Origin of the sequence: Streptomyces sp. NPDC021115, from assembly GCF_044333065.1 — a bacterium.
Classification (GTDB): domain Bacteria; phylum Actinomycetota; class Actinomycetes; order Streptomycetales; family Streptomycetaceae; genus Streptomyces.
This window is the reverse complement of record NZ_JBIRQF010000005.1, coordinates 97,495-118,741: the sequence shown is the minus strand read 5'-3', so window position 1 is coordinate 118,741 and position 21,247 is coordinate 97,495. Positions and strand designations below refer to the sequence as shown.

At 74.3% G+C, this 21,247-nt stretch carries 2 protein-coding genes; both read left to right on the top strand.

The annotated features are described in order from the left end of the window. Positions 1–9: 9 nt before the first annotated feature. Positions 10–19,947, top strand: a complete 19,938-nt coding sequence (locus ACH4TL_RS18105; protein WP_398315141.1) for a non-ribosomal peptide synthase/polyketide synthase — start codon at positions 10–12, stop codon at positions 19,945–19,947. Further along, entirely contained in the window at positions 19,944–21,209 is a 1,266-nt protein-coding gene (locus ACH4TL_RS18100) for an MFS transporter (RefSeq protein WP_398315139.1), read from the top strand. Before ACH4TL_RS18105 ends, ACH4TL_RS18100 begins: the two co-directional genes overlap by 4 nt. Positions 21,210–21,247: the final 38 nt, after the last annotated feature.

The following is a 21,247-nucleotide window of genomic DNA, read 5'->3' as shown; positions in this document are numbered from 1 at the left end:
ACAGACAACATGACGTCTTCGAGGAACAGCCGCGCCTCCGCCCTGCCCGAAGAGCTGCGGGAAGCCCTGCGCCGCCGTCTCGCGGGCAAGGCCGGACGCACCGGGGCGATCCCCCGCGCGGACCGTACGGGCCCCCTTCCGCTGTCGTTCGCCCAACAGCGGCTGTGGTTCCTGCACACCCTCCAGCCGGACGAGGCGGGCTACAACAGCGCGGTCGCCCTGCGGCTCACCGGCGCCCTGGACGTGGCCGCGCTCTCCCGGGCGCTCGATGCCCTGGTGGAGCGCCACGAGGCGCTGCGGACCGTCTTCGACGAGGCTGACGGGCAGCCGTCGCAGGTGGTGCGCGAGGCAACCGCGGTGCCGCTGCCGACGACCGACCTCACCGGCGCGGACGAAGGACCCGGGGCGCTGGACGCCACGCTGCTCGCCGAGTACTCCCGCCCGTTCGACCTGCGGACCGGGCCCCTGCTGCGGGCGCTGCTGGTCCGGCTGGCGGAGGAGGAGCACGTCCTGCTGCTCACCGCCCACCACATCGTCACCGACGGCTGGTCCATGGGCATCCTGCTGGACGAGCTGTGCGCGCTGTACGGGGACGGGCCGGCCGACCTGCCGCCGGTGCCGGTGCAGTACCCGGACTTCGCGGTGTGGCAGCGGAGGCGCCTCTCCGGGCCCGCCCTGGACAAGCAGCTCGCCTACTGGAAGGACCGGCTCGCGGACACCGTCCCGCTGGAGCTGCCCACCGACCGGCCCCGGCCCGCGGTGCGCACCTCGGCGGGCGCGGTGTACGAGTTCACCGTGGGCCGGGACGTCGCTGCGCGGCTGAGGGAGCTGGCGGCGGACCGGCGCACCACCCTGTTCACGGTGCTGGTCGCCGCGTGCCAGGGGCTGTTCGCCCGCTGGTCGGGGCAGGACGACATCGCGCTGGGCACCGTCACCTCCGGCCGTGGCCGCACCGAGCTGGAGCGCGCCATCGGTTTCTTCGTGAACACCGTGGTGCTGCGCTCCGGGGTCGACGTCTCGCGTTCGTACCGCGAGCTGATCGACACCGCCGGTACGACGGTCCTCGACGCGTTCGCGCACGACGAGACGCCGTTCGAGCGGCTGGTGGAGGCCGTGGGGGCGCGCCGGGACGCCGGGCGCAACCCGCTGTTCGACGCGATGGTGCTGCTCCACAGCGCCCCACGGGGCGCGCCCCGCCCGGCCGGACTGACGGCGGCCGCCGTCGACGTACCCCGGCAGTCCTCGACCTTCGACCTCAGTGTGGAGTTCGTCGAGGACGGCGGGGAGCTGCGGGGGCTGCTGGAGTACAGCACCGAGCTGTTCGACGCGGAGACCGCCGAGCGGATGGCGGGGCATCTGCTGGTGCTGCTCGACGCGGCGAGCGCCGATCCTGACCGTCCGCTGCGGGAACTCCCGCTGCTGACGCGGGAGGAGCGGGAGCAGGTCGCCGCATGGACCCACGGTCCCGCACTGGACCTGGAGCCGACCACGTTCCCGGCGGTGTTCGAGGCGCAGGCGGCCCGTACCCCGGCGGCGACGGCGCTGGTGGCCGGGGAGGAGACGTACGACTTCGCGGCGCTCGACGCGGCCGCCAACCGGCTGGCGCACCAGCTGATCGGGCAGGGCGTCGGCCCCGAGCGGATCGTCGGGGTGAAGCTGCCGCGCACCGCCGACATGGTGGTGGCGATCCTCGCCGTCCTCAAGGCGGGCGGGGTGTATCTGCCGATCGATCCCGAACTCCCGGACGAGCGGGTCGCGTTCCTGATGGACGACGCCCGGCCGATGCTGGTGCTGGACCAGGCGGCCGTACGCGCGGTCCCCGCCACGCTGCCCGCCACCGCCCCCACCGACGCCGACCGGACCGGCCCGCTGCACCCGGACAGCGCGGCCTACGTCATCTACACCTCCGGCTCCACCGGCCGCCCCAAGGGGGTGGCCGTGTCGCACCGGGCCATGGTGAACCTGCTGGTGAGCCACCGCCACGGCTTCGTGGCGGATGCGGGCGGCGGTCCGCTGCGCGCCGCGCTGACCGCGTCGTTCTCGTTCGACACCTCGCTGGAGGGGCTGCTGCTCCTGGCGGACGGCCATGAGCTGCACCTCATCGACGAGACCACCCGGCTCGATCCGGCCGTGCTCGTGGACCGCGTCGCCGAACACCGGATCGACTTCCTCGACCTCACCCCGTCGTATCTGCGGCAGCTCCTCCCGGCCGGGCTGCTCACCGACCCCCGGCACCGTCCGAGGGTGCTGATGCTGGGCGGCGAGGCCATCGGGCAGACGCTGTGGCGGCAGCTGGCGGAGGCCCCCGGCACCACGGCGTACAACTTCTACGGCCCGACCGAGTGCACCGTCGACGCGCTCGCCGCCCGGATCGGCGGCGCCGGGCGTCCGGTGGTGGGGCGGCCACTGGGCAATCTGCGCGCCTATGTGCTCGACGCCCGGCTGCGGCCCGTACCGGCCGGGGTGGCGGGCGAGCTGTATCTCGCCGGGGACCAGCTCGCGCGCGGCTATTCGCACCGCCCCGGGCTCACCGCCGCGCGGTTCGTGGCCGATCCGTTCGGGCCGGCGGGCGCCCGGATGTACCGCACCGGCGATGTGGCGCGCTGGACCGCCACCGGGGAGCTGGACTACCTGGGCCGCGCCGACGACCAGGTGAAGATCCGGGGGCACCGGGTCGAACCGGGCGAGATCGAGGCCGCGTTGCTCGATCTGCCGTCCGTCGCCGAGGCGGCCGTGGTGGCCGTGACCGACGACCGCGACCACGCCCGGCTGGTCGCCTACTACGTACCGTCCGCTACCGCCGAACCGCCCACCGCGCAGGAGCTGCGCGCGGCCCTCGGGCGTACGCTGCCGGGCCACATGGTGCCCGGCGCGTTCGTCGCCCTCGACGCCATGCCGCTGACCACGAGCGGCAAGCTCGACCGGCGGGCGCTGCCCGCCCCGCGGCCCGACGCCGACCGCCGGGAGAACGCCTACACGGCTCCGCGCACCCCGGTGGAGGAGGAGCTGGCGCGGATCTGGGCCGAGGTGCTGGGCGCCGAGTCGGTCGGGGTGACGGACAACTTCTTCGAACTCGGCGGCGACTCGATCCTCAGCATCCAGGCCGTCTCGCGGGCGCGCCAGGCCGGGCTGCGGCTCAGCTCCCGTGATGTGTTCCTGCACCAGACCATCGCCGATCTGGCCGCCGCCGTCGCCCCGCGCTCCGCGCCCGGTACGGAGGACGAGACCACGGGGCAGCCGACGGGCCCGGCGCCGCTGACCCCCATCCAGCACTGGTTCTTCGCCACCCACGGCGCGCTGCGCCACTTCACCATGTCGATGGTCGTGGACCTGCCGCACGACCTGGACGAGACCGCCCTGAACACCGCGCTGGAGGCGGTGGCCGACCACCATCCGGCGCTGCGGACCCGGTTCGTCCACGACGGCGGCGCGTGGCGCCAGCACCCGGACGGCCCGGTGGCGGGGCCGCTGATCCGCCGCCACGATCTGTCGCACCTCGGCGGCGGAGGACTGAACGCCGCGGCCGAGGCGGCCGCCGAGGCAGCACGCGATGAACTCGACCTGGCAGCGGGCGTGTTGCTGCGCGCCGCGCTGATCCTGCGCGGCGCGGGGACCCGGCCGCGGCTGTTCCTGGCCGCACACCACCTGGCCGTGGACAGTGTCTCGTGGCGCATCCTGCTCGGCGATCTGGAGACCGCGTACCGGCAGGCCGCGGCCGGGGACCCGGTCCGGCTCGACCCGGTCGGCACCCCGTTCACCCACTGGGCCCACCGGCTGACCGGCCAGGTGCTGGCCGGGGAGCTGGACGGCGACCTGCCGTACTGGGAGGGCGTGACGCGCGCGGGCGGCGCGGAGCTGCCGGTCGACCGCCCGGGCCGGGCCACCGCCGGGACCACCCGCACGGTCCGGGTGCGGCTGGACCACGACACCACCGACGCGCTGCTGCGCCGGGTGCCCGGGGTGTACCGGACGCAGATCAACGACGTCCTGATGAGCGCCCTCGGCCGGGTGCTCGCCGACTGGACGCGCACCGACCGGGTGCTGGTGGCGATGGAGGGCCACGGCCGGGAGGAGATCGACGACAGCGTCGAACTGTCCCGGACGGTGGGCTGGTTCACCACCCAGTACCCGGTGGCGCTCACCCTGCCCGGCGGCGGCTGGGGCGAGGTCCTGAAGTCGGTGAAGGAGCAGCTGCGGGCGCTGCCGCGCAAGGGCCTGAGCTACGAGGCGCTGGCGCACCTGAGCGCCCCCGGCTCCGCCGCCCGTGCGCTGCGGGACGCCCCGCTGCCGGGCGTGTGCTTCAACTACCACGGCCAGTGGGACTCCGTCACCGGCGACGACGGGTTCACCCTCACCGGGGAGACCCTGGGCCTGGACCTCGCCGCCGATGAGCCCTCGACCTATCTGCTGGATGTGTCGGGCGTGGTGGCCGCCGGGGAGCTGGAGCTGACCTGGCTCTACTCCGACCGCGTCCACGACGAGGCCACGGTGCGGCGGCTCGCGGACGCGATGCTGACGGCGCTGCGCGACATCGTCGGCCACTGCGCTGAGCCGGGCGCGGGCGGCCGTACGCCGTCGGACTTCCCGCTCGCCCGGCTGGACCAGGCGGGCGTGGACCGGCTGGTGGGCGACGGGCGCGGGATCGAGGACGTCTATCCGCTGACCCCGCTTCAGGAGGGCATGCTCTTCCACCGTCTGGTGGGCGACGGCAAGGACGTCTATCTGGACCAGGCCACGCTGACCCTGGCCGGGGTGGGCGACCCGGAGGCGTTCGCCCTCGCCTGGCAGCAGACGGTCGACCGCACACCGGTGCTGCGCAGCGGGGTGGTGTGGGAGGACGTCGAGCGGCCCGTGCAGTTCGTACGCCGGCGGGCCGCCGTGCCCGTCACCCATGTGGACTGGCGGGAGCTGCCGGAGGAGCGGCGCGCGGCGGAGCTTGACCGGCTGCGGGAACGGGATCTGGCGCTCGGCCTGGATCTGACCGAGCCGCCGCTGATGCGGCTGACCGTCGTACGGCTGACCGGCGACCGGGTGGCGCTGATCTGGACCTCGCACCATCTGATCCTGGACGGCTGGAGCCTGGCCCAGGTGTTCACCGAGGTGTGCGACCGGTACGCGGCGGCGGCCCGGGGCGAGCGCCCGGCGCTGACCGCCCGGCGGCCGTTCCGCGACTATCTGCACTGGCTGGACCGCCAGGACGGGCGGGAGGCCGAGGAACACTGGCGGGAGCTGCTCACGGGGGTCACCGCACCCACGCCGCTGCCGTACGACCGCAAGCCCCTGGAGTCGCACCGGGCCGGGTCCTCGGCGACGGTGGCGGTGGCGCTCGGGGCCGAGGTGTCGGCGGAGCTGCGCGAGGCGGCCCGGCGCCGGGGCCTGACCGTCAACACGATCGTGCAGGGCGCCTGGGCGCTGCTGCTGTCCCGGTACAGCGGCGAGCCGGACGTGGTCTTCGGCACCACCGTCTCGGGCCGCCCGGCGGAGCTGGCCGGGGTCGAGTCCATGGTGGGCATGTTCATCAACACCCTGCCCACCCGGGTACGGGTCGACGGCACCCGGGACACCACCGAGTGGCTGCGGGAACTCCAGGTGGCACAGGCGGGGTCGCGGGGCTTCGAATCCGTGTCGCTGGCCCAGCTGTCGGCGTGGAGCGAGGTCCCGGCCGGGACGCCGCTGTTCGACAGCATGGTGGCCTTCGAGAACTACCCCTTCGACGACTCCTCGGCGCGCGAGGCGGGGCTGCGGATCCTCGACGTCGAGTCGACCGACGCCACGAACTTCCCGCTGAGCCTGCGGGCGCATCTGTCCGACCGGCTCGGCTTCGATCTCGGCTACGACCCGGAGCTGTTCGACGCCGGGACCGCGGAAGCCCTCGCCGACCGGCTGTGCCAGCTGCTGACGGGGATCGCGGCGGACTCCGACCGCCCGCTGCGGGCCCTGCCGTGGACCACGGCCGAGGAGCGGCGGCGCTTCCTGGTGGAGTGGAACGGCTCCGCGGGGCATGCGGCCCCGGAGCGGACCGTGGTGGACCTGTTCGAGGAGCAGGCCGCCCGTACCCCGGATGCGATCGCCGTCACCTGTGGCGCCGAGTCGCTGTCGTACGCCCAACTCGACGCGCGGGCAGGCCGGTTGGCACACCGCCTGGTCGCTGAGGGCGCGGCGCGGGAGCGGTATGTGGCGCTGGCCCTGCCCCGTTCGCTGGACATGATCGTGGCGATCGTGGCCGTGCTGAAGACCGGGGCGGCGTATCTGCCGGTCGACCCGGACCAGCCAGCCGGGCGGATCGCCCATATGCTCGCCGACACCGAACCCGTGCTGCTGCTGACCACCGGCGACCTGGCGCGGCGCGTCGCGGCGGACACCGCCGTGCCCCGGCTGTGCCTGGACGACCCGGACGTGGCCGCCGATCTGCGGAGCCGCCCGGCCACCGTCCCCGACGCCGCGCGGCCGCTGCCGGACAGCCCGGCCTACGCCATCTACACCTCGGGGTCGACCGGGATACCGAAGGGCGTGGTCATCCCCCACGCCAATGTGGTGCGGCTGTTCTCGCAGACCGACGCGTGGTTCTCGTTCGGCGAGAGCGATGTGTGGACGCTGTTCCACAGCTACGCCTTCGACTTCTCCGTCTGGGAGATCTGGGGGCCGCTGCTGCACGGCGGGCGGCTCGTGGTCGTCCCGTACGCGGTCTCGCGCTCCCCGGAGGAGTTCCTGCGGCTGCTGGCGGACGAGCGGGTGACGGTGCTCAACCAGACGCCGTCGGCGTTCTACGCGCTGATGCGGGCAGACGAAGAAAGCTCCGAGAACCCCGGGGCACGGCTCAGCTTGCGCACGGTGATCTTCGGCGGTGAGGCGCTCGATCCGCGCCGTCTCGAGGGCTGGTACGCGCGCCACGCGGACACCGCGCCGGTGCTGGTCAACATGTACGGGATCACCGAGACCACCGTGCATGTCACCCACACCGCGCTCGACCGCGGCACCGCGGCCGACGCCACCGGCAGCGGCATCGGCACCGGAATTCCCGACCTGCGGATCTACGTTCTCGACGCGGCGCTCGAACCGGTGCCGCCGGGCGCGGTGGGCGAGCTGTACGTGGCGGGCGCGGGCCTTGCGCGTGGCTATCTGCGCCGCCCGGGGCTGACCGCGTCCCGCTTCGTCGCCGACCCGTTCGGCCCGCCCGGCGGCCGGATGTACCGCACCGGCGACCGGGCCCGGTGGAACGCGGACGGCGAACTGGAGTATCTGGGCCGCGCCGACGACCAGGTGAAGATCCGCGGTTTCCGGATCGAACCCGGAGAGATCGAGGCCGCCCTGACCGCCCATCCGGCGGTGGCGCACGCCGTGGTGATCGCGAGCGAGGACCGGCCCGGGGTGCGGCGGCTGGTGGCCTACACCGTGGCCACCGGCCAGGCCACCCCGCCCTCCGCCGCCGAGCTGCGGGAATTCCTCGGGCGGTCCCTGCCCGAGCACATGATCCCGGCCGCCTATGTCCCGCTGGACACCCTGCCGCTGACCGTCAACGGCAAGCTGGACCGGGCGGCCCTGCCCGCCCCCGGCGCGGACGGGCTCGCGACGAGCGCCGAGCGGATCGCGCCGCGCACCGAGGCGGAGCGCACGGTGGCCCGGGTGTGGGCCGAGGTGCTGGGGGTCGAGGAGGCGGGCGCCGAGGACAACTTCTTCGCCCTGGGCGGCGATTCGATCCTCGCCATCCGGGTGGCCTCCCGGCTGCGTACCGCCTTCGGCACGGACGTCTCGCCACGGTCCCTGTTCGCCCACGCCACCGTCGCCGCCCTCGCCACCGCGCTGGGCACACCGGACGGCGGCGCGCCACGCGAGGCGATCCCGGCCGTGGCGCGGGGCGGGGACCTGCCGCTGTCGTACGCCCAACAGCGCCTGTGGTTCCTGGACGGCTTCGACGACCGCGACACCGAGTACGTCACGCCGTTCGCGCTGCGGCTGCGCGGCCCGCTGGACACCACCGCCCTGCGCACCGCGCTCGACGGGCTGGTGGCCCGGCACGAGCCGCTGCGCACCACGTTCGCGGAGGTGGACGGCCGCGGTGTGCAGCGCGTCCAGGACCCGTACCGGGTGGAGCTGCCGCGTCACGACCTCACCGCCTTCCCCGCCGCGGAGCGCGAACGGGAGCTGGAGCGGCTGCTGGAGCGGGAGGGCGCCACCGCCTTCGACCTGAGCCGCGGACCGCTGCTGCGGGCGTCCCTCATCGGGCTGGGCGACGAGGAACAGGTCCTCACGCTGACGATGCACCACATCGTCACGGACGGCTGGTCGACGGCCGTCATCAGCGACGATCTGAGCGAGCTGTACGCGGCGGCACTCGAAGGCCGCAGCCCCGGACTGCCCCCGCTGCCCCTGGCGTACGCCGACTACGCGGCCTGGCAGCGCGATCCGGACGGCGGGGCCGCGGCGGTGGAACCGCAGCTGGACCACTGGCGCAAGACACTCGCCGGCCTGGCCCCGCTGGAGCTGCCCACCGACCGGCCGCGCCCGGCCGTGCAGACCAAGAACGGGGCGTTGCTGGACTTCACCCTGGACGCGGGTCTTGTGGACCGGCTCCGCGAGACCGGGCGGCGCGGCGACGGCACCCTCTTCATGACCCTGCTCGCCACCTGCCAGGTGCTGCTGGCGCGCTGGTCGGGGCAGGAGGACATCGCGGTGGGCACCGTGACCTCCGGCCGGGAGCGGCCCGAGCTGGAGCGCCTGGTGGGCATGTTCGTGAACACGCTCGTGCTGCGCGGCCGGGTGCGCGCGGAGCGCCCGTTCGGCGAACTGCTCCAGGAGGTGCGTGACACCGTCCTTACCGCCTTCGCCCACCAGGACGTGCCGTTCGAGCGGATCGTGGACACGCTCCAGCCGGAGCGGGACACCAGCCGCACCCCGCTGTTCCAGGTGATGGTGGCGCTGCACAACCTGGGCGGCGAGGTACCGGCCCTGCCCGGGCTCGCCGTCGAGCCCGTCCGCATCCCGAGCCGGACCGCCGCCTTCGACCTCGGCTTCGACTTCGTCGAACACCAGGGCGCCCTGACCGGGTACGTGGAGTACAACACCGATCTGTTCGACGCCGCGACCGTGCGGCGGATGACCCACCAGCTGCGGCTGCTGCTGGAGGCGGTGGCGGACGACCCGGACCGCCCGGTGGGCGAACTCCCGCTGCTGACCGAGCGGGAGCGGCACACCGTGCTGGAGGAGTGGAACGACACCGCGCTCCCGGTGGCGGACACCACCTTCCCCGGGCTCTTCGAGGAGCAGGTGGCGCGCACCCCGCACGCCACCGCCCTGGTGGCCGCCGACGCCACGTACGACTTCGCCGAGCTGAACGCCCGCGCCAACCGGCTGGCCCACCATCTGATCGCCCTCGGGGCCGCGCCGGAGAAGGTGGTCGCGGTGCGGCTGCCGCGCACCGCCGATCTGGTGGTGGCGCAGCTCGCGGTCCTCAAGGCGGGCGGTACGTATCTGTACGTCGATCCCGAACTGCCCGCCGAGCGTGTCCGGTTCCTGCTGGAGGACTCGGGCCCCGAGGTCGTCCTGACCCCCGAGGCGCTGCGCGACGCGCCCCTGGCGTCGCTGCCCGATTCCGACCCCACCGACCGGGACCGGCGCGCCCCGCTGTGCCCCGCGAACACCGCGTACGTCAACTACACCTCGGGGTCCACAGGCCGCCCCAAGGGTGTCGCCGTCGAACACCGCCAGCTGGTCAACCTCTGCCATGACCACCGGGCCGGGCTCATCGGGCCGCACGCCGCCGAGGCGGGCCGTCCGCTGCGCGCGGCGCTGACCGCCGCGTTCTCCTTCGACACCTCCTGGGAGGGCGCGGCGTTCCTGGCCGCGGGCCAGGAGGTGCATCTGATCGACGACGCGGTACGGCTCGACCCGGCCGCCCTGGTCGAGCTGATCGGCGCCCGGGAGCTGGACTTCCTCGACCTCACCCCCTCGTATCTGCACGAGCTGATGGCCACCGGGCTGTTCGGCGGCCGCCACCGGCCCCGGATCGTCATGGTCGGCGGCGAGGCCATCGGGGCGGCGCTGTGGCGGGAGCTGCGCGCGGTGCCCGGGGTGGCGGCGTACAACTTCTACGGGCCCACCGAATGCGCCGTCGACGCGGTGTACGGGCGCCTCGCCGACCTCGGGGACCGTCCGCTCATCGGGCGGCCCGGCCACAACCTGCGGGCGTACGTCCTGGACGGGGCGCTGCGCCCTGTGCCGCCCGGGGTGCCGGGCGAACTGCATCTGGCCGGGGCCCAGGTCGTACGCGGCTATCGGGGCAGGCCGGGGCTGACCGCGCGCCACTTCGTCCCGGACCCGTACGGCCCGCCCGGCTCCCGGATGTACCGCACCGGCGACCGGGCCCGCTGGACGGAGGACGGGGTGCTGGAATTCCTCGGCCGCACCGACGAGCAGGTCAAGATCCGTGGCTTCCGCATCGAGCCCGGTGAGATCGAGGCCGCCGTGCTGGAGCATCCGGCGGTCGAGGACGCCGTGGTGGTGGCCCGGGAGGACACCGGCCACCGGCGGCTGGTGTGCTACCTCGTGGCCACGGCGGCGGACACCGCGCCCGGCGCGGTGGAGCTGCGCGCCCGGCTCAAGCAGTCCCTGCCCGACTACATGGTCCCGGCGGCCTTCGTGACGCTGGACCGGGTGCCCCGCACGGACGCCGGAAAGGTCGACCGGCGGGCGCTGCCCGCGCCGCCCGCGCAACCGGAGGCGGGGACCGCGTACGTGGCGCCGCGCACCGATACCGAAACCCTGCTCGCGGGGCTCTGGGCCGAGGTGCTGGGCATCCCGCGGACCGGGGTGGAGGACAACTTCTTCGCGCTGGGCGGCGATTCGATCCTCAGCATCCAGATCGTCTCCCGTGCCCGCCAGGCCGGGCTGCGGATCACCTCCAAGGACATCTTCCGCCACCAGACCATCGCGGAACTCGGGTTGAGCATCGGGTCCGGCCCCGCGCCGGACACCGCTCCGGCCGGGCCGCCGGCCGGACCGGCGCCGCTGACCCCGATCCAGCGCTGGTACCTCGACGGGCGGCGGCCCGGCGATCCGGACCACTTCACCATGACCCACCGGCTCCGGCTCACCGACGGCCTCGACGAGGCCGCGCTGCGGCGGGCGGTGGACGCGGCTGTGGCGCACCACGCGGCGCTGCGCACCCGGTTCCTGGTCGTCGACGGCGAGTGGCGGCAGGAGGTGCTGCCCACCGCGCCGGGACCGCTGCTCGAACGGCACGATCTGTCCGGCCTCGACGAGGAGGCGCAAGCACACGCCGTGCGGGACGCCACGGTCGCGGCGCAGACCGGTCTGGACATCGCCGGGGGCGCGGTGCTGCGGGCCCTGCTGTTCACCTACGGTCCTGAGCAGGCAGCCGAGCTGGTCGTCACCGCCCACCACCTGGTGGTCGACGGCGTGTCCTGGCGTGTGCTGCTGGGCGACCTGGAGACCGCGTACCACCAGGCCGCGGCCGGAGCCACGCCCGCGCTGCCCCCGGCGAGCAGCGCCTACGCACACTGGGCTGACCGGCTGGCGGGCCATGTGCGCTCCGGCGGGCTCGACGGTGACCTGCCGTACTGGACGCGCACCGCGCACACCACGCCCGCGCCGCTGCCCGTGGACCGGCGTGGCGCCAACACCCAGGAGACGGCGGCCACGGTGACCGTCGCCCTCGGCCGCGCCGAGACCGACGCGCTGCTGCGCCACGTCCCGGACGTCTACCGCACCCAGATCAATGATGTGCTGCTCAGCGCGCTCGGCCGGAGCCTGGCCCGCTGGACCGGCGACGACACCGTGCTGATCGGGGTGGAGGGGCACGGCCGCGAGGACCTGTTCGAGGAGCTGGATCTCTCCCGTACGGTCGGCTGGTTCACCGCCGAGTTCCCGCTCGCGCTGACGGTCGCGCCGGACGCCGGGTGGCGGGAGACGCTGAGGTCCGTCAAGGAGCAGCTGCACGCCGTCCCGCACCGCGGGCTGAGCCATGGGGCGCTGCGCCACCTCTCCCCCACCGCGGCCGAGCGGCTGCGGGGCGGTCCGGCGCCGCAGATCGGGTTCAACTACCACGGCCAGTGGGATGTGGCGGCCGACGAATCAGCCGAGGGCCTGTTCCGGGCCGCCCTGCCGTCGACCGGCAAGGACGCGCCCGACGGCGAGACCCGTACGTATCTGCTGGAGGTCACCGGAGCCGTCCAGGGCGGTCAGCTGGAGCTGGGCTGGACCTATCCGGCGCTGATGTACGACGAGGCGACCGTGCGCCGCCTCGCCGAGGACGTCATGGCCGCGCTGCGGGAGATCGTGGCGCACTGCGCGGAGCCCGGCGCGGGCGGCCGTACGCCCTCCGACTTCCCGCTCGCCCGGCTCGACCAGGACCAGGTGGATCTGCTCGCGGGCGACGGCCGGGACATCGAGGACATCTATCCGCTGACCCCGCTCCAGGCGGGCATGCTCTTCCACGGCCTGGTCGACACCGGTGGCGCCTACTTCGACCAGATCGCGCTGCGCATCGGAGGCATCGCCGACCCGGACGCGTTCGCCGCCGCCTGGCAGCGGGTGGTGGACCGGACACCGGTGTTGCGCAGCGAGGTCCGCTGGGAGGGGCTTGAGGAGCCCGTCCAGGTGGTGCGCCGCCACGCCGCGCTGCCCACCGCCCGGCACGACTGGCGCCACCTCGCCCCGGAGGACCAACAGGTCATGCTGGAGGGGCTGTTGGCCGAGGACCGGGCGGCCGGAATGGAGCTGACGGCGGCCCCGCTGAGCCGGATCGCGGTGGCGCGGCTGACCGACGACGAGGTCATGCTGGTGTGGACCTCCCACCATCTGATGCTCGACGGCTGGTCCACCGGGCAGATCTTCGCCGAGGTGTGCGAGCACTACGCGGCGCTCACCGAGGGCCGCACCGTGTCCCCGCCCGCGCGGCGCCCGTTCCGGGACTTCCTGCGCTGGCTGCGGGAGCAGGACCAGGAGCGCGCCGAGCGGCACTGGCGGGACGTCCTGGCGGGCTTCGGCGCGCGGACCCCGCTGCCGTACGACCGGCCGCCCCGCGAGGCGCACCGCGCCACCTCCGGCGCGCTGACCCGGCTGGAGCTGTCCGACGAGGTGTCCGCGCGGCTGCGCGAGACGGCCCGTGGCCACGGGCTGACCGTGAACACGGTGGTGCAGGGCGCCTGGGCGCTGCTGCTGTCCCGGTACGGCGGCGAGCCGGACGTGGTGTTCGGCACCACCGCCTCGGGCCGCCCGGACGGGCTGCCGGGCGTGGAGACGATGGTCGGCATGTTCATCAACACGGTCCCCACCCGGGCCGTGGCCGACGGCGGCCGCGAGGTGGCGGGCTGGCTGCGGGAGCTCCAGGACCAGCAGAGCGAGTCCCGCCGCTTCGACTTCGTCTCCCTCTCCCGCATCCAGTCCCTGAGCGAACTGCGCGCCGCCGAGGCGCTGTTCGACTCCATGGTGGTCTTCGAGAACTACCCCTTCGACGAGGCGTCGGCGTCCGGTGCCGGGATCGCCATCCGGGAGGTGCGGGCCGAGGACGCCACCAACTTCCCGCTGTGCTGCCGCGCCTATCTCGGCGACCGGCTCGGGTTCGACATCGCCTACGATCCCGCGCTGTTCGACGCGGCGACGGCGGAGCGCGCGGCGCGCCACCTGGGCACGCTGCTGGAGGGCATCGCCGACGGCGCCGGGCGAACCCTGGACGATCTGCGGCTGCTGACCGGGGCCGAGGAGCGCCGGGCGGTGCGGAAGTGGAACGACACCGCCCGGCCACTGCCCGTGGGCTCGCTCGCGGAGCTGTTCGCCGGGCAGGCCGCGCGCACCCCGGACGCCCTCGCCGTCAGCGACGGCGACACCTCCCTCAGCTACCGCGACCTCGACGCGTGGTCCGGTCAACTCGCCGCCGTCCTCGCCGAGTCGGGAGTGCGTGCCGAGGACCGGGTGGCGCTGCTCATGGACCGGTCGGCCGAACTCGTCGTGGCGCAGCTCGCGGTGGTCAGGGCGGGCGGGGTGTACGTACCCGTGGACGCCCGCGCGCCGCGCGCACGGCAGGGGGAACTGCTGAAGCGGATGGCCGCGAAGGTCGTGCTGACGGCGGACAACGTGGCCGCCGCGCGCGACGGCGGCCGGGTACCGCCCACCGTGCCGGTGGACCGGGACAACCTGGCGTACGTGATGTTCACCTCCGGGTCCACCGGGGTGCCGAAGGCCGTGGGGGTGCGCCACCGCGATGTGGCGGCGCTCGCCTGCCACGCCGCCTTCGGCAGCGGCGGGCACGAGCGGGTGCCGCTGCACTCCCCGGTGGCGTTCGACGCCGCCACCTACGAGGTCTGGGTGCCGCTGCTGCGCGGCGGCCGGGTCGTGGTGGCCCCGCCGGGCGAGCTGGACGCGGCGGGCCTGCGGCGCCTGGTGGCCGGGCACGGGGTGACGGGCCTGTGGCTGACCGCCGGGCTGTTCCGGCTGCTGGCGCAGGACGACCCGGAGTGCTTCGCCGGGCTGCGCGAGGTGTGGACCGGTGGCGATGTGGTGCCGGCGAGCGCCGTGCGCCGGGTGCTGGCGGCCTGCCCCGGGCTGACCGTGGTGGACGGCTACGGGCCGACCGAGACGACGACGTTCGCCACGTCCTTCCCGATGTCCGAGGCCGACGGGGTGCCCGAGACGGTGCCGATCGGCGGGCCGCTGGACAACATGCGGGTGTACGTCCTGGACGCGCGGCTGCGGATCGTGCCGCCGGGTGTCGTCGGTGAACTCTTCGTCGCCGGTGAGGGCGTGGCCCGTGGCTATCTGGGCCGCCCCGGCGCGACGGCCGCGGCCTTCGTCGCCGATCCGTACGGGCCCGCCGGGGAGCGCATGTACCGCACCGGCGACCTGGCGCGGCGGCGGCCGGACGGCACGGTGGAGTTCGTGGGCCGCGCCGACCAGCAGGTGAAGGTCCGGGGCTTCCGGATCGAGCCGGGCGAGGTGGAGAGCGCGCTGACCGCGCACCCCGGGGTGGCGGACGCGGCGGTGGTGGCCCGGGAGGACCGGCCGGGGGTGAAGCGGCTGGTGGCCTATGTGGTGCCGAACGGCGACCGGGGCGTGGACGGCGCGGAGTTGCGCGCCCACGTGGCGGCCGGGCTCCCGGACTACATGGTGCCGTCGTCGGTCGTCCTGCTGGACGCGCTGCCGCTGAGCCGCAACGGCAAGCTGGACCGCGCGGCGCTGCCCGCCCCGGACGCCGGCCCGGACCGCGCGGCCTACATCGCCCCGCGGGACGAGGCCGAGCGGCGTACGGCGGCGATCCTGGCCGAGGTGCTGGGGGCCGAACGGGTCGGCGCCGAGGACGACTTCTTCGTGCTCGGCGGTGACTCCATCCTCAGCATCCGGCTCACCTCGCGGCTGCGGGAGGCGTTCGGCGCGGAGATCTCGCCCCGGCTGGTGTTCACCCACTCGACGGTGGCCGCCCTCGCCGCGGCCCTCACCGAGGCGAGCGGCCGTACGGACGAGAGGTCCGCGCCGGTCACCCCGGTGTCCAGGGACGCGGAGCTGCCGCTCTCGTTTGCCCAGCAGCGGCTGTGGTTCCTGGACTCCTTCGCCCCGGAGAGCACCGAATACATCACCCCGCTGGCGCTGCGGATGCGCGGCAGCCTCGACGTCACCGCGCTGGAGGACGCGCTGACCGCGCTGGTGGCCCGGCACGAGTCGCTGCGCACCACCTTCGACGCGGTGGACGGGCGCGGGACGCAGATCGTGCACGAGCCCGCCCCGGTCCGACTCGCCCGCCACGATCTGTCGGACGTGCCCACGGACCGGCGGGAGGCGGAGCTGACGGAGCTGCTGGCGCGGGAGCGGGAGCACCCCTTCGACCTGCGGCGCGGCCCACTGCTGCGGGCCGGTCTGATCCGGCTGAACGACGAGGACCACGCGCTCACGCTGACGCTGCATCACATCATCACCGACGGCTGGTCCACCGGTGTGCTCATCGGCGATCTGCGCGAGCTGTACCGGGCGGCGCTGACCGGCGAGGCTGCGGCACTGCCACCGCTTCCGGTGCAGTACGCGGACTTCGCGGCGTGGCAGCGGGCCGAGCTGTCCGGCCCGTACGCGGATGAGCAACTGGCGTACTGGAAGCGCCAGTTGTGCGAGGTGGAGCCGCTTGAGCTGCCCACCGACCGGCCCCGGCCCGCGGTGCGCAGCGGACACGGCGCGACGGCCGAGTTCGAGGTGTCCGCGACCGTGAACCGGCGCCTCAAGGAGTACGGACAGACCCGTGGCACCACCCTGTTCATGACGCTGGTGGCGGCGGCCCAGGTGCTGCTGGCCCGGCTGTCGGGCCAGGAGGACATCACGGTGGGGACGGTCACCTCGGGGCGGGAGCGCGCCGAGGCGGAGCACCTGATCGGCTTCTTCGTCAACACCCTGGTGCTGCGCTCCTCGGTCGACCCCGAGCGCGCGTTCACCGACTTCCTGTCCGAGGTGCGCGGCACCGTCCTGGACGCCTTCGCCCACCAGAGCGTGCCGTTCGAGCGGGTGGTGGACGAGGTGCAGCCCGTCCGGGACACCAGCCGGACACCGCTGTTCCAGGCGATGGTGGTGCTCCAGAACATCCCCGGCGGGCCGCTGGATCTGCCCGGTCTCGCACTGGAGGACATCGCCCCCGAGACCAGCACCGCGGGCTTCGACCTCACGCTGGAGTTCGCCGAGGCCGACGGGGGCGTACTGCGCGGGCTGATCAGCTACAGCACCGATCTGTTCGACGCGCCGACCGCCGAGCGGATTGGCGCGGCGCTCCGTACACTCCTCGGCGCCATCGCCGACGACCCGGACCGGGCGGTGGGCGCGCTGCCGCTCGCCACCCCGGCCGAGCTGCGGCGCACCCTCGTCGACTGGAACGACACCGCGCGGCCCGTCCAACCGGCCACGCTGGCCGAGCTGTTCGAGCGGCAGGCGGCGGTGTCCCCGGACGCCACCGCCGTGGCATCAGGGACGGGCGGGCTCACCTTCGCCGAGCTGGAGGCGGCGGCGAACCGGCTGGCGCACCGGCTGACCGGGCGCGGCGTGGGGCCGGAGAAACTGGTGGCGCTGGTGCTGCCGCGGTCGGTGGAGATGGTGGTGGCACAGCTGGCGGTGGTGAAGGCGGGCGGCGCGTTCCTGCCGGTCGACCCCCACTACCCGGCGGAGCGCATGGCGTTCATGCTGCGCGACGCCGAGCCGCTGGTGGTCCTCGACGACCCGGCCGCGGTGTGGGCCGAAGACGGCCCCGACGGTCCACCGGCCGTCCGGGGGCTGACACCGGACCATCCGGCGTACGTCATCTACACCTCCGGGTCCACCGGGGTGCCCAAGGCGGTCGTGGTCACCCACGCGGGTCTGGCGAGCTTCTCGGCCGCCGCCGCCGAGCGGTATGACGTCCGGGCCGGGGACCGCGTCCTCCAGTTCGCTTCGCCGAGCTTCGACGCCTCCGTACTGGAGCTGTGCGTCTCCCTGCCGAGGGGTGCCGCGCTGGTGGTCGCCGAGGAGGGACCGCTGCTGGGCGAGCGGCTGGCCCAGGTGCTGACCGAGCAGCGGATCACCCATGCGCTCATTCCCCCGGCGGCCCTGGCCACCGTGCCGGAGGGGGCCGGTATCCCGGAGTTGCGCACCCTGATCGTGGGCGGTGACGCCTGCCCGGCCGAGCTGGTGGACCGCTGGGCCCCGGGACGCCGGATGATCAACTCGTACGGTCCGACCGAGGCGACCGTGGTGAGCACCTGGTCCGGGCCGCTGGCCGCCGGTTCGGGGGCGCCGCCGATCGGCGGGCCGATCCGCAACACCCGGGCCTATGTGCTGGACTCCGCGCTGCGCCCGGTCCCGGTGGGCGTGGCCGGGGAGCTGTACGTGGCCGGGGCCGGACTGGCACGCGGCTATCTGGGCCGTCCGGGGCTGACCGCCTCCCGCTTCCTGGCCGACCCGTTCGGCCCCGCGGGCGGGCGGATGTACCGCACGGGCGATGTGGTGCGCTGGACCGCCGATGGCGAGCTGCGGTTCGTCGGCCGGGCCGACGACCAGGTGAAGGTCCGGGGCTTCCGGATCGAGCCGGGCGAGGTGGAGAGCGCGCTGCGGCGCAGCCCGCAGGTGCGCGAGGCGGTGGTGGCGGTACGGAACACCGGGCCCACGCCGGAGCATCCGTCCGGGCTCAAGCGCCTGGTCGGCTATGTGGTTCCGGCGGCGGACGAGGCCCCGACCGGCGCCTCGCTGCGCGACTTCCTCGGCCGCGTCCTGCCGCCCCACATGGTGCCCTCGGCGTTCGCCACCCTGACGGAACTGCCGCTCACCCCCAACGGCAAGGTCGACCGGCGCGCCCTGCCCGACCCGGATCCGGCACCAGCCCCGGGCGCGGACCATGTGGCGCCGCGCACCCCGATGGAGAGCCGGATCGCGGCCATCTGGGCGGATGTCCTCGGCCTCGACCGGGTCGGGGTGGACGACAACTTCTTCGACCTCGGCGGGGATTCCATCCTGAGCATCCAGGTGGTCTCCCGCGCCCGCCAGTCGGGGCTGCGGCTGTCCACCAAGGACCTCTTCACCCATCAGACGGTGGCCGGTCTGGCCGCCGTGGCCACGGCCGAACGGGACGAGGGCGGCGCCGAACCGGTGACCGGCGACCTGCCGCTCACCCCCATCCAGCGCTGGTTCTTCACCACCCACACCGTCAACCCGCACCACTTCAACCAGTCCACCCTGCTGGAGCTGAACCAGGAGCTGGACGAGGCGGCGCTGGAACGGGCGCTGACCGCCCTGCTCGTCCACCACGACGCGCTGCGGACACGGTTCACCCATGACGGGGACGCGTGGCGGCAGTACACCCCGGAACCCGGGGCGGACGCGGTCCTCGCCCGGTACGACCTGTCCGGGCTGCCCGAGCCGGAGGCGGACGCGGCGATGGAGAAGGCGGCCGACGCCCTCCACGCGGGCTTCGACCTCGGCAGCGGCCCGCTGCTGAAGGCCGCGCTGTTCCGGTTCGGCGACGACCGGCGGCCGTTCCTCTTCCTGACCGCGCACCACCTGGTCATCGACGGGGTGTCGTGGCGGATCGTGCTGGACGACCTGGACACCGCGTACCAGCAGAGCGCGCGGGGCGAGACGGTCGACCTCGGCACCAAGACGACCTCGTTCCGGGACTGGGCCCGGCAGCTCGCCGAGCACGTCGCGGGCGGCCACCTGGACCATGAGGCGGACCACTGGGCCACGGCGCTCGACGCCCAGCCGCTGCCGGTCGACCACGAGCCGTCCACCCCGGGCGCCGAGACCCGGGCGGTGCCGGTGGAGATCGACGAGGCGGACACCGAGGCGCTGCTGCGTGCGGCCCCCACCGCCTATCGCACCCGCATCAACGACGTGCTGCTGGCCGCCCTCGCGCTGGCGCTCATCCGCTGGACCGGCCGGGACCGGATCGCCGTCGAACTGGAGGGCCACGGGCGCGAGGACATCGTCGAGGGCGCCGATCTCTCCCGTACGGTCGGCTGGTTCACCACGATGTACCCGGTCTCCTTCGAACTGCCCGCCGCCCGGGACGCCGCGTCCGTCGACTGGCGCGGTCTGGTCAAGGCGGTCAGGCGGCGGCTGCGGGCCGTCCCCGGCAACGGCTTCGGCTTCGGCGCGCTGCGCACCTTCGGCACGGACGCCGTACGGGAGCGGCTGACCGGCACCGGGCCCGGGCCGCAGGTCGTGTTCAACTACCTGGGCCAGTGGGACGCCAGGGCCGCCGAGGCCAAGGACGGCCTCGTCCACGCCGAGCACGGCTCGTACGGCCAGGACCACGACCCCCGCGAGGGCGGATCGCATCTGCTGGAGGTCGTCGGCGCGGTGCAGAACGGCCGCCTCGGCTTCACCTGGTACTACCGTCCCGGCGTCCACGAGGAGTCGACCGTGGCGGCGGTGGCCGCGGACTTCGCGGACGCGCTGCGCCGTATCGCCCAGGACTGCCGGGGTGGCGCATGACCGGGGAGCGCGCCGTCCCGTCGGCGCCCCCGCCGGTGCCCCTGTCGCGCAACCGCGGCTACCGGCTGCTGTGGTGCAGTCAGGCGCTCTCGGAGTTCGGCTTCCACGCCTCGATGATCGCGTTCCCGCTGCTGGTCCTGGCGCTCACCGGCTCCGGCGCCGCCTCCGGCCTGGTGATGGGCACGATCGCCGCCGCCCAGATGGTGGCCGGGCTGCCCGCAGGGGTCCTGGTGGACCGCTACGACCGCAAGGCGCTGATGCTCGGCTGCGAGGCGGCCCAGGCGCTGTCCGCCGTCAGCCTCGTGCTGGCGGTGTGGAGCGACGCCGCCACCGTGCCGCACATGGTCGCCGTCGCCGCGGTGTTCGGGGCCGCCGCCGCCGTCTTCGAACCGGCGGAGAACGCCGCGCTGCCGCTGCTGGTGGACACCGCCCAGCTGCCCGCGGCGGTGTCGATGAACACGGCGCGGGCGTCGATGGGGCAGCTCTCGGGCACCGCGACCGGCGGGTTCCTGTTCGCGGTGGGGCGCTTCGTCCCGTTCCTCGCCGACGCCGTGATGCACACCCTCTCGTTCGTCGCGCTGCTCTTCCTGCGGCTGCCGAAGCCGGAGCGGCCCGCCGCCGCGCCGGGCAGGCTCGGCCACGAGGTGCTGGAGGGCTTCCGGTGGGTGTGGCAGGAACGCCGCATCCGGGTCACCATCCTGTGCGCGGTCGTGCTGAACCTGTTCTTCAGCGCCTTCTACCTCGTCGTCATCGTGCTCGCCGGAACCAGAGGGGTGCCGTCGGGGGAGGTCGGGGTGATGGCGGCCATGCTCGGGGTGGGCGGCGTCCTCGGCGCGCTCGCCGCGCCCGTACTCCACGGCCGCCTCGGCGGCTACCGCGCCATCGTGGCGGTGTTCTGGGCGCTGACCGTGCTCACCCCGGTCGCCGCCGTCGTGCACAGCGGCTATCTGACCGGGGCGCTGTTCGCCCTGATGGCGCTGTTCCCGCCCACCGCGAACACCGCGATCATGACGGAGCAGCTGCTGCGCACCCCTGACCGGCTGCGCGGCAGGCTCACCAGCGTCCTCGCCCTGGCCTGCGGCGCCGCGGGCGCGGCGGGCCCCGCGCTGGGCGGCCTGCTCACCCAGGCCCTGCCGGGTGACCGGGCGATCCTGGTGTGCTCGGCCGGGATGGCCGCCGCGGCCGTGCTCGCCACCGTCAGCCCGACCCTGCGCGGGCTGACCCCGAACCCGCCCTCCGGCCACCGGCCGGCGGCGGTCTGAGAAACCCAACCGCGAAACGATTCCCACGACAGGAGAGA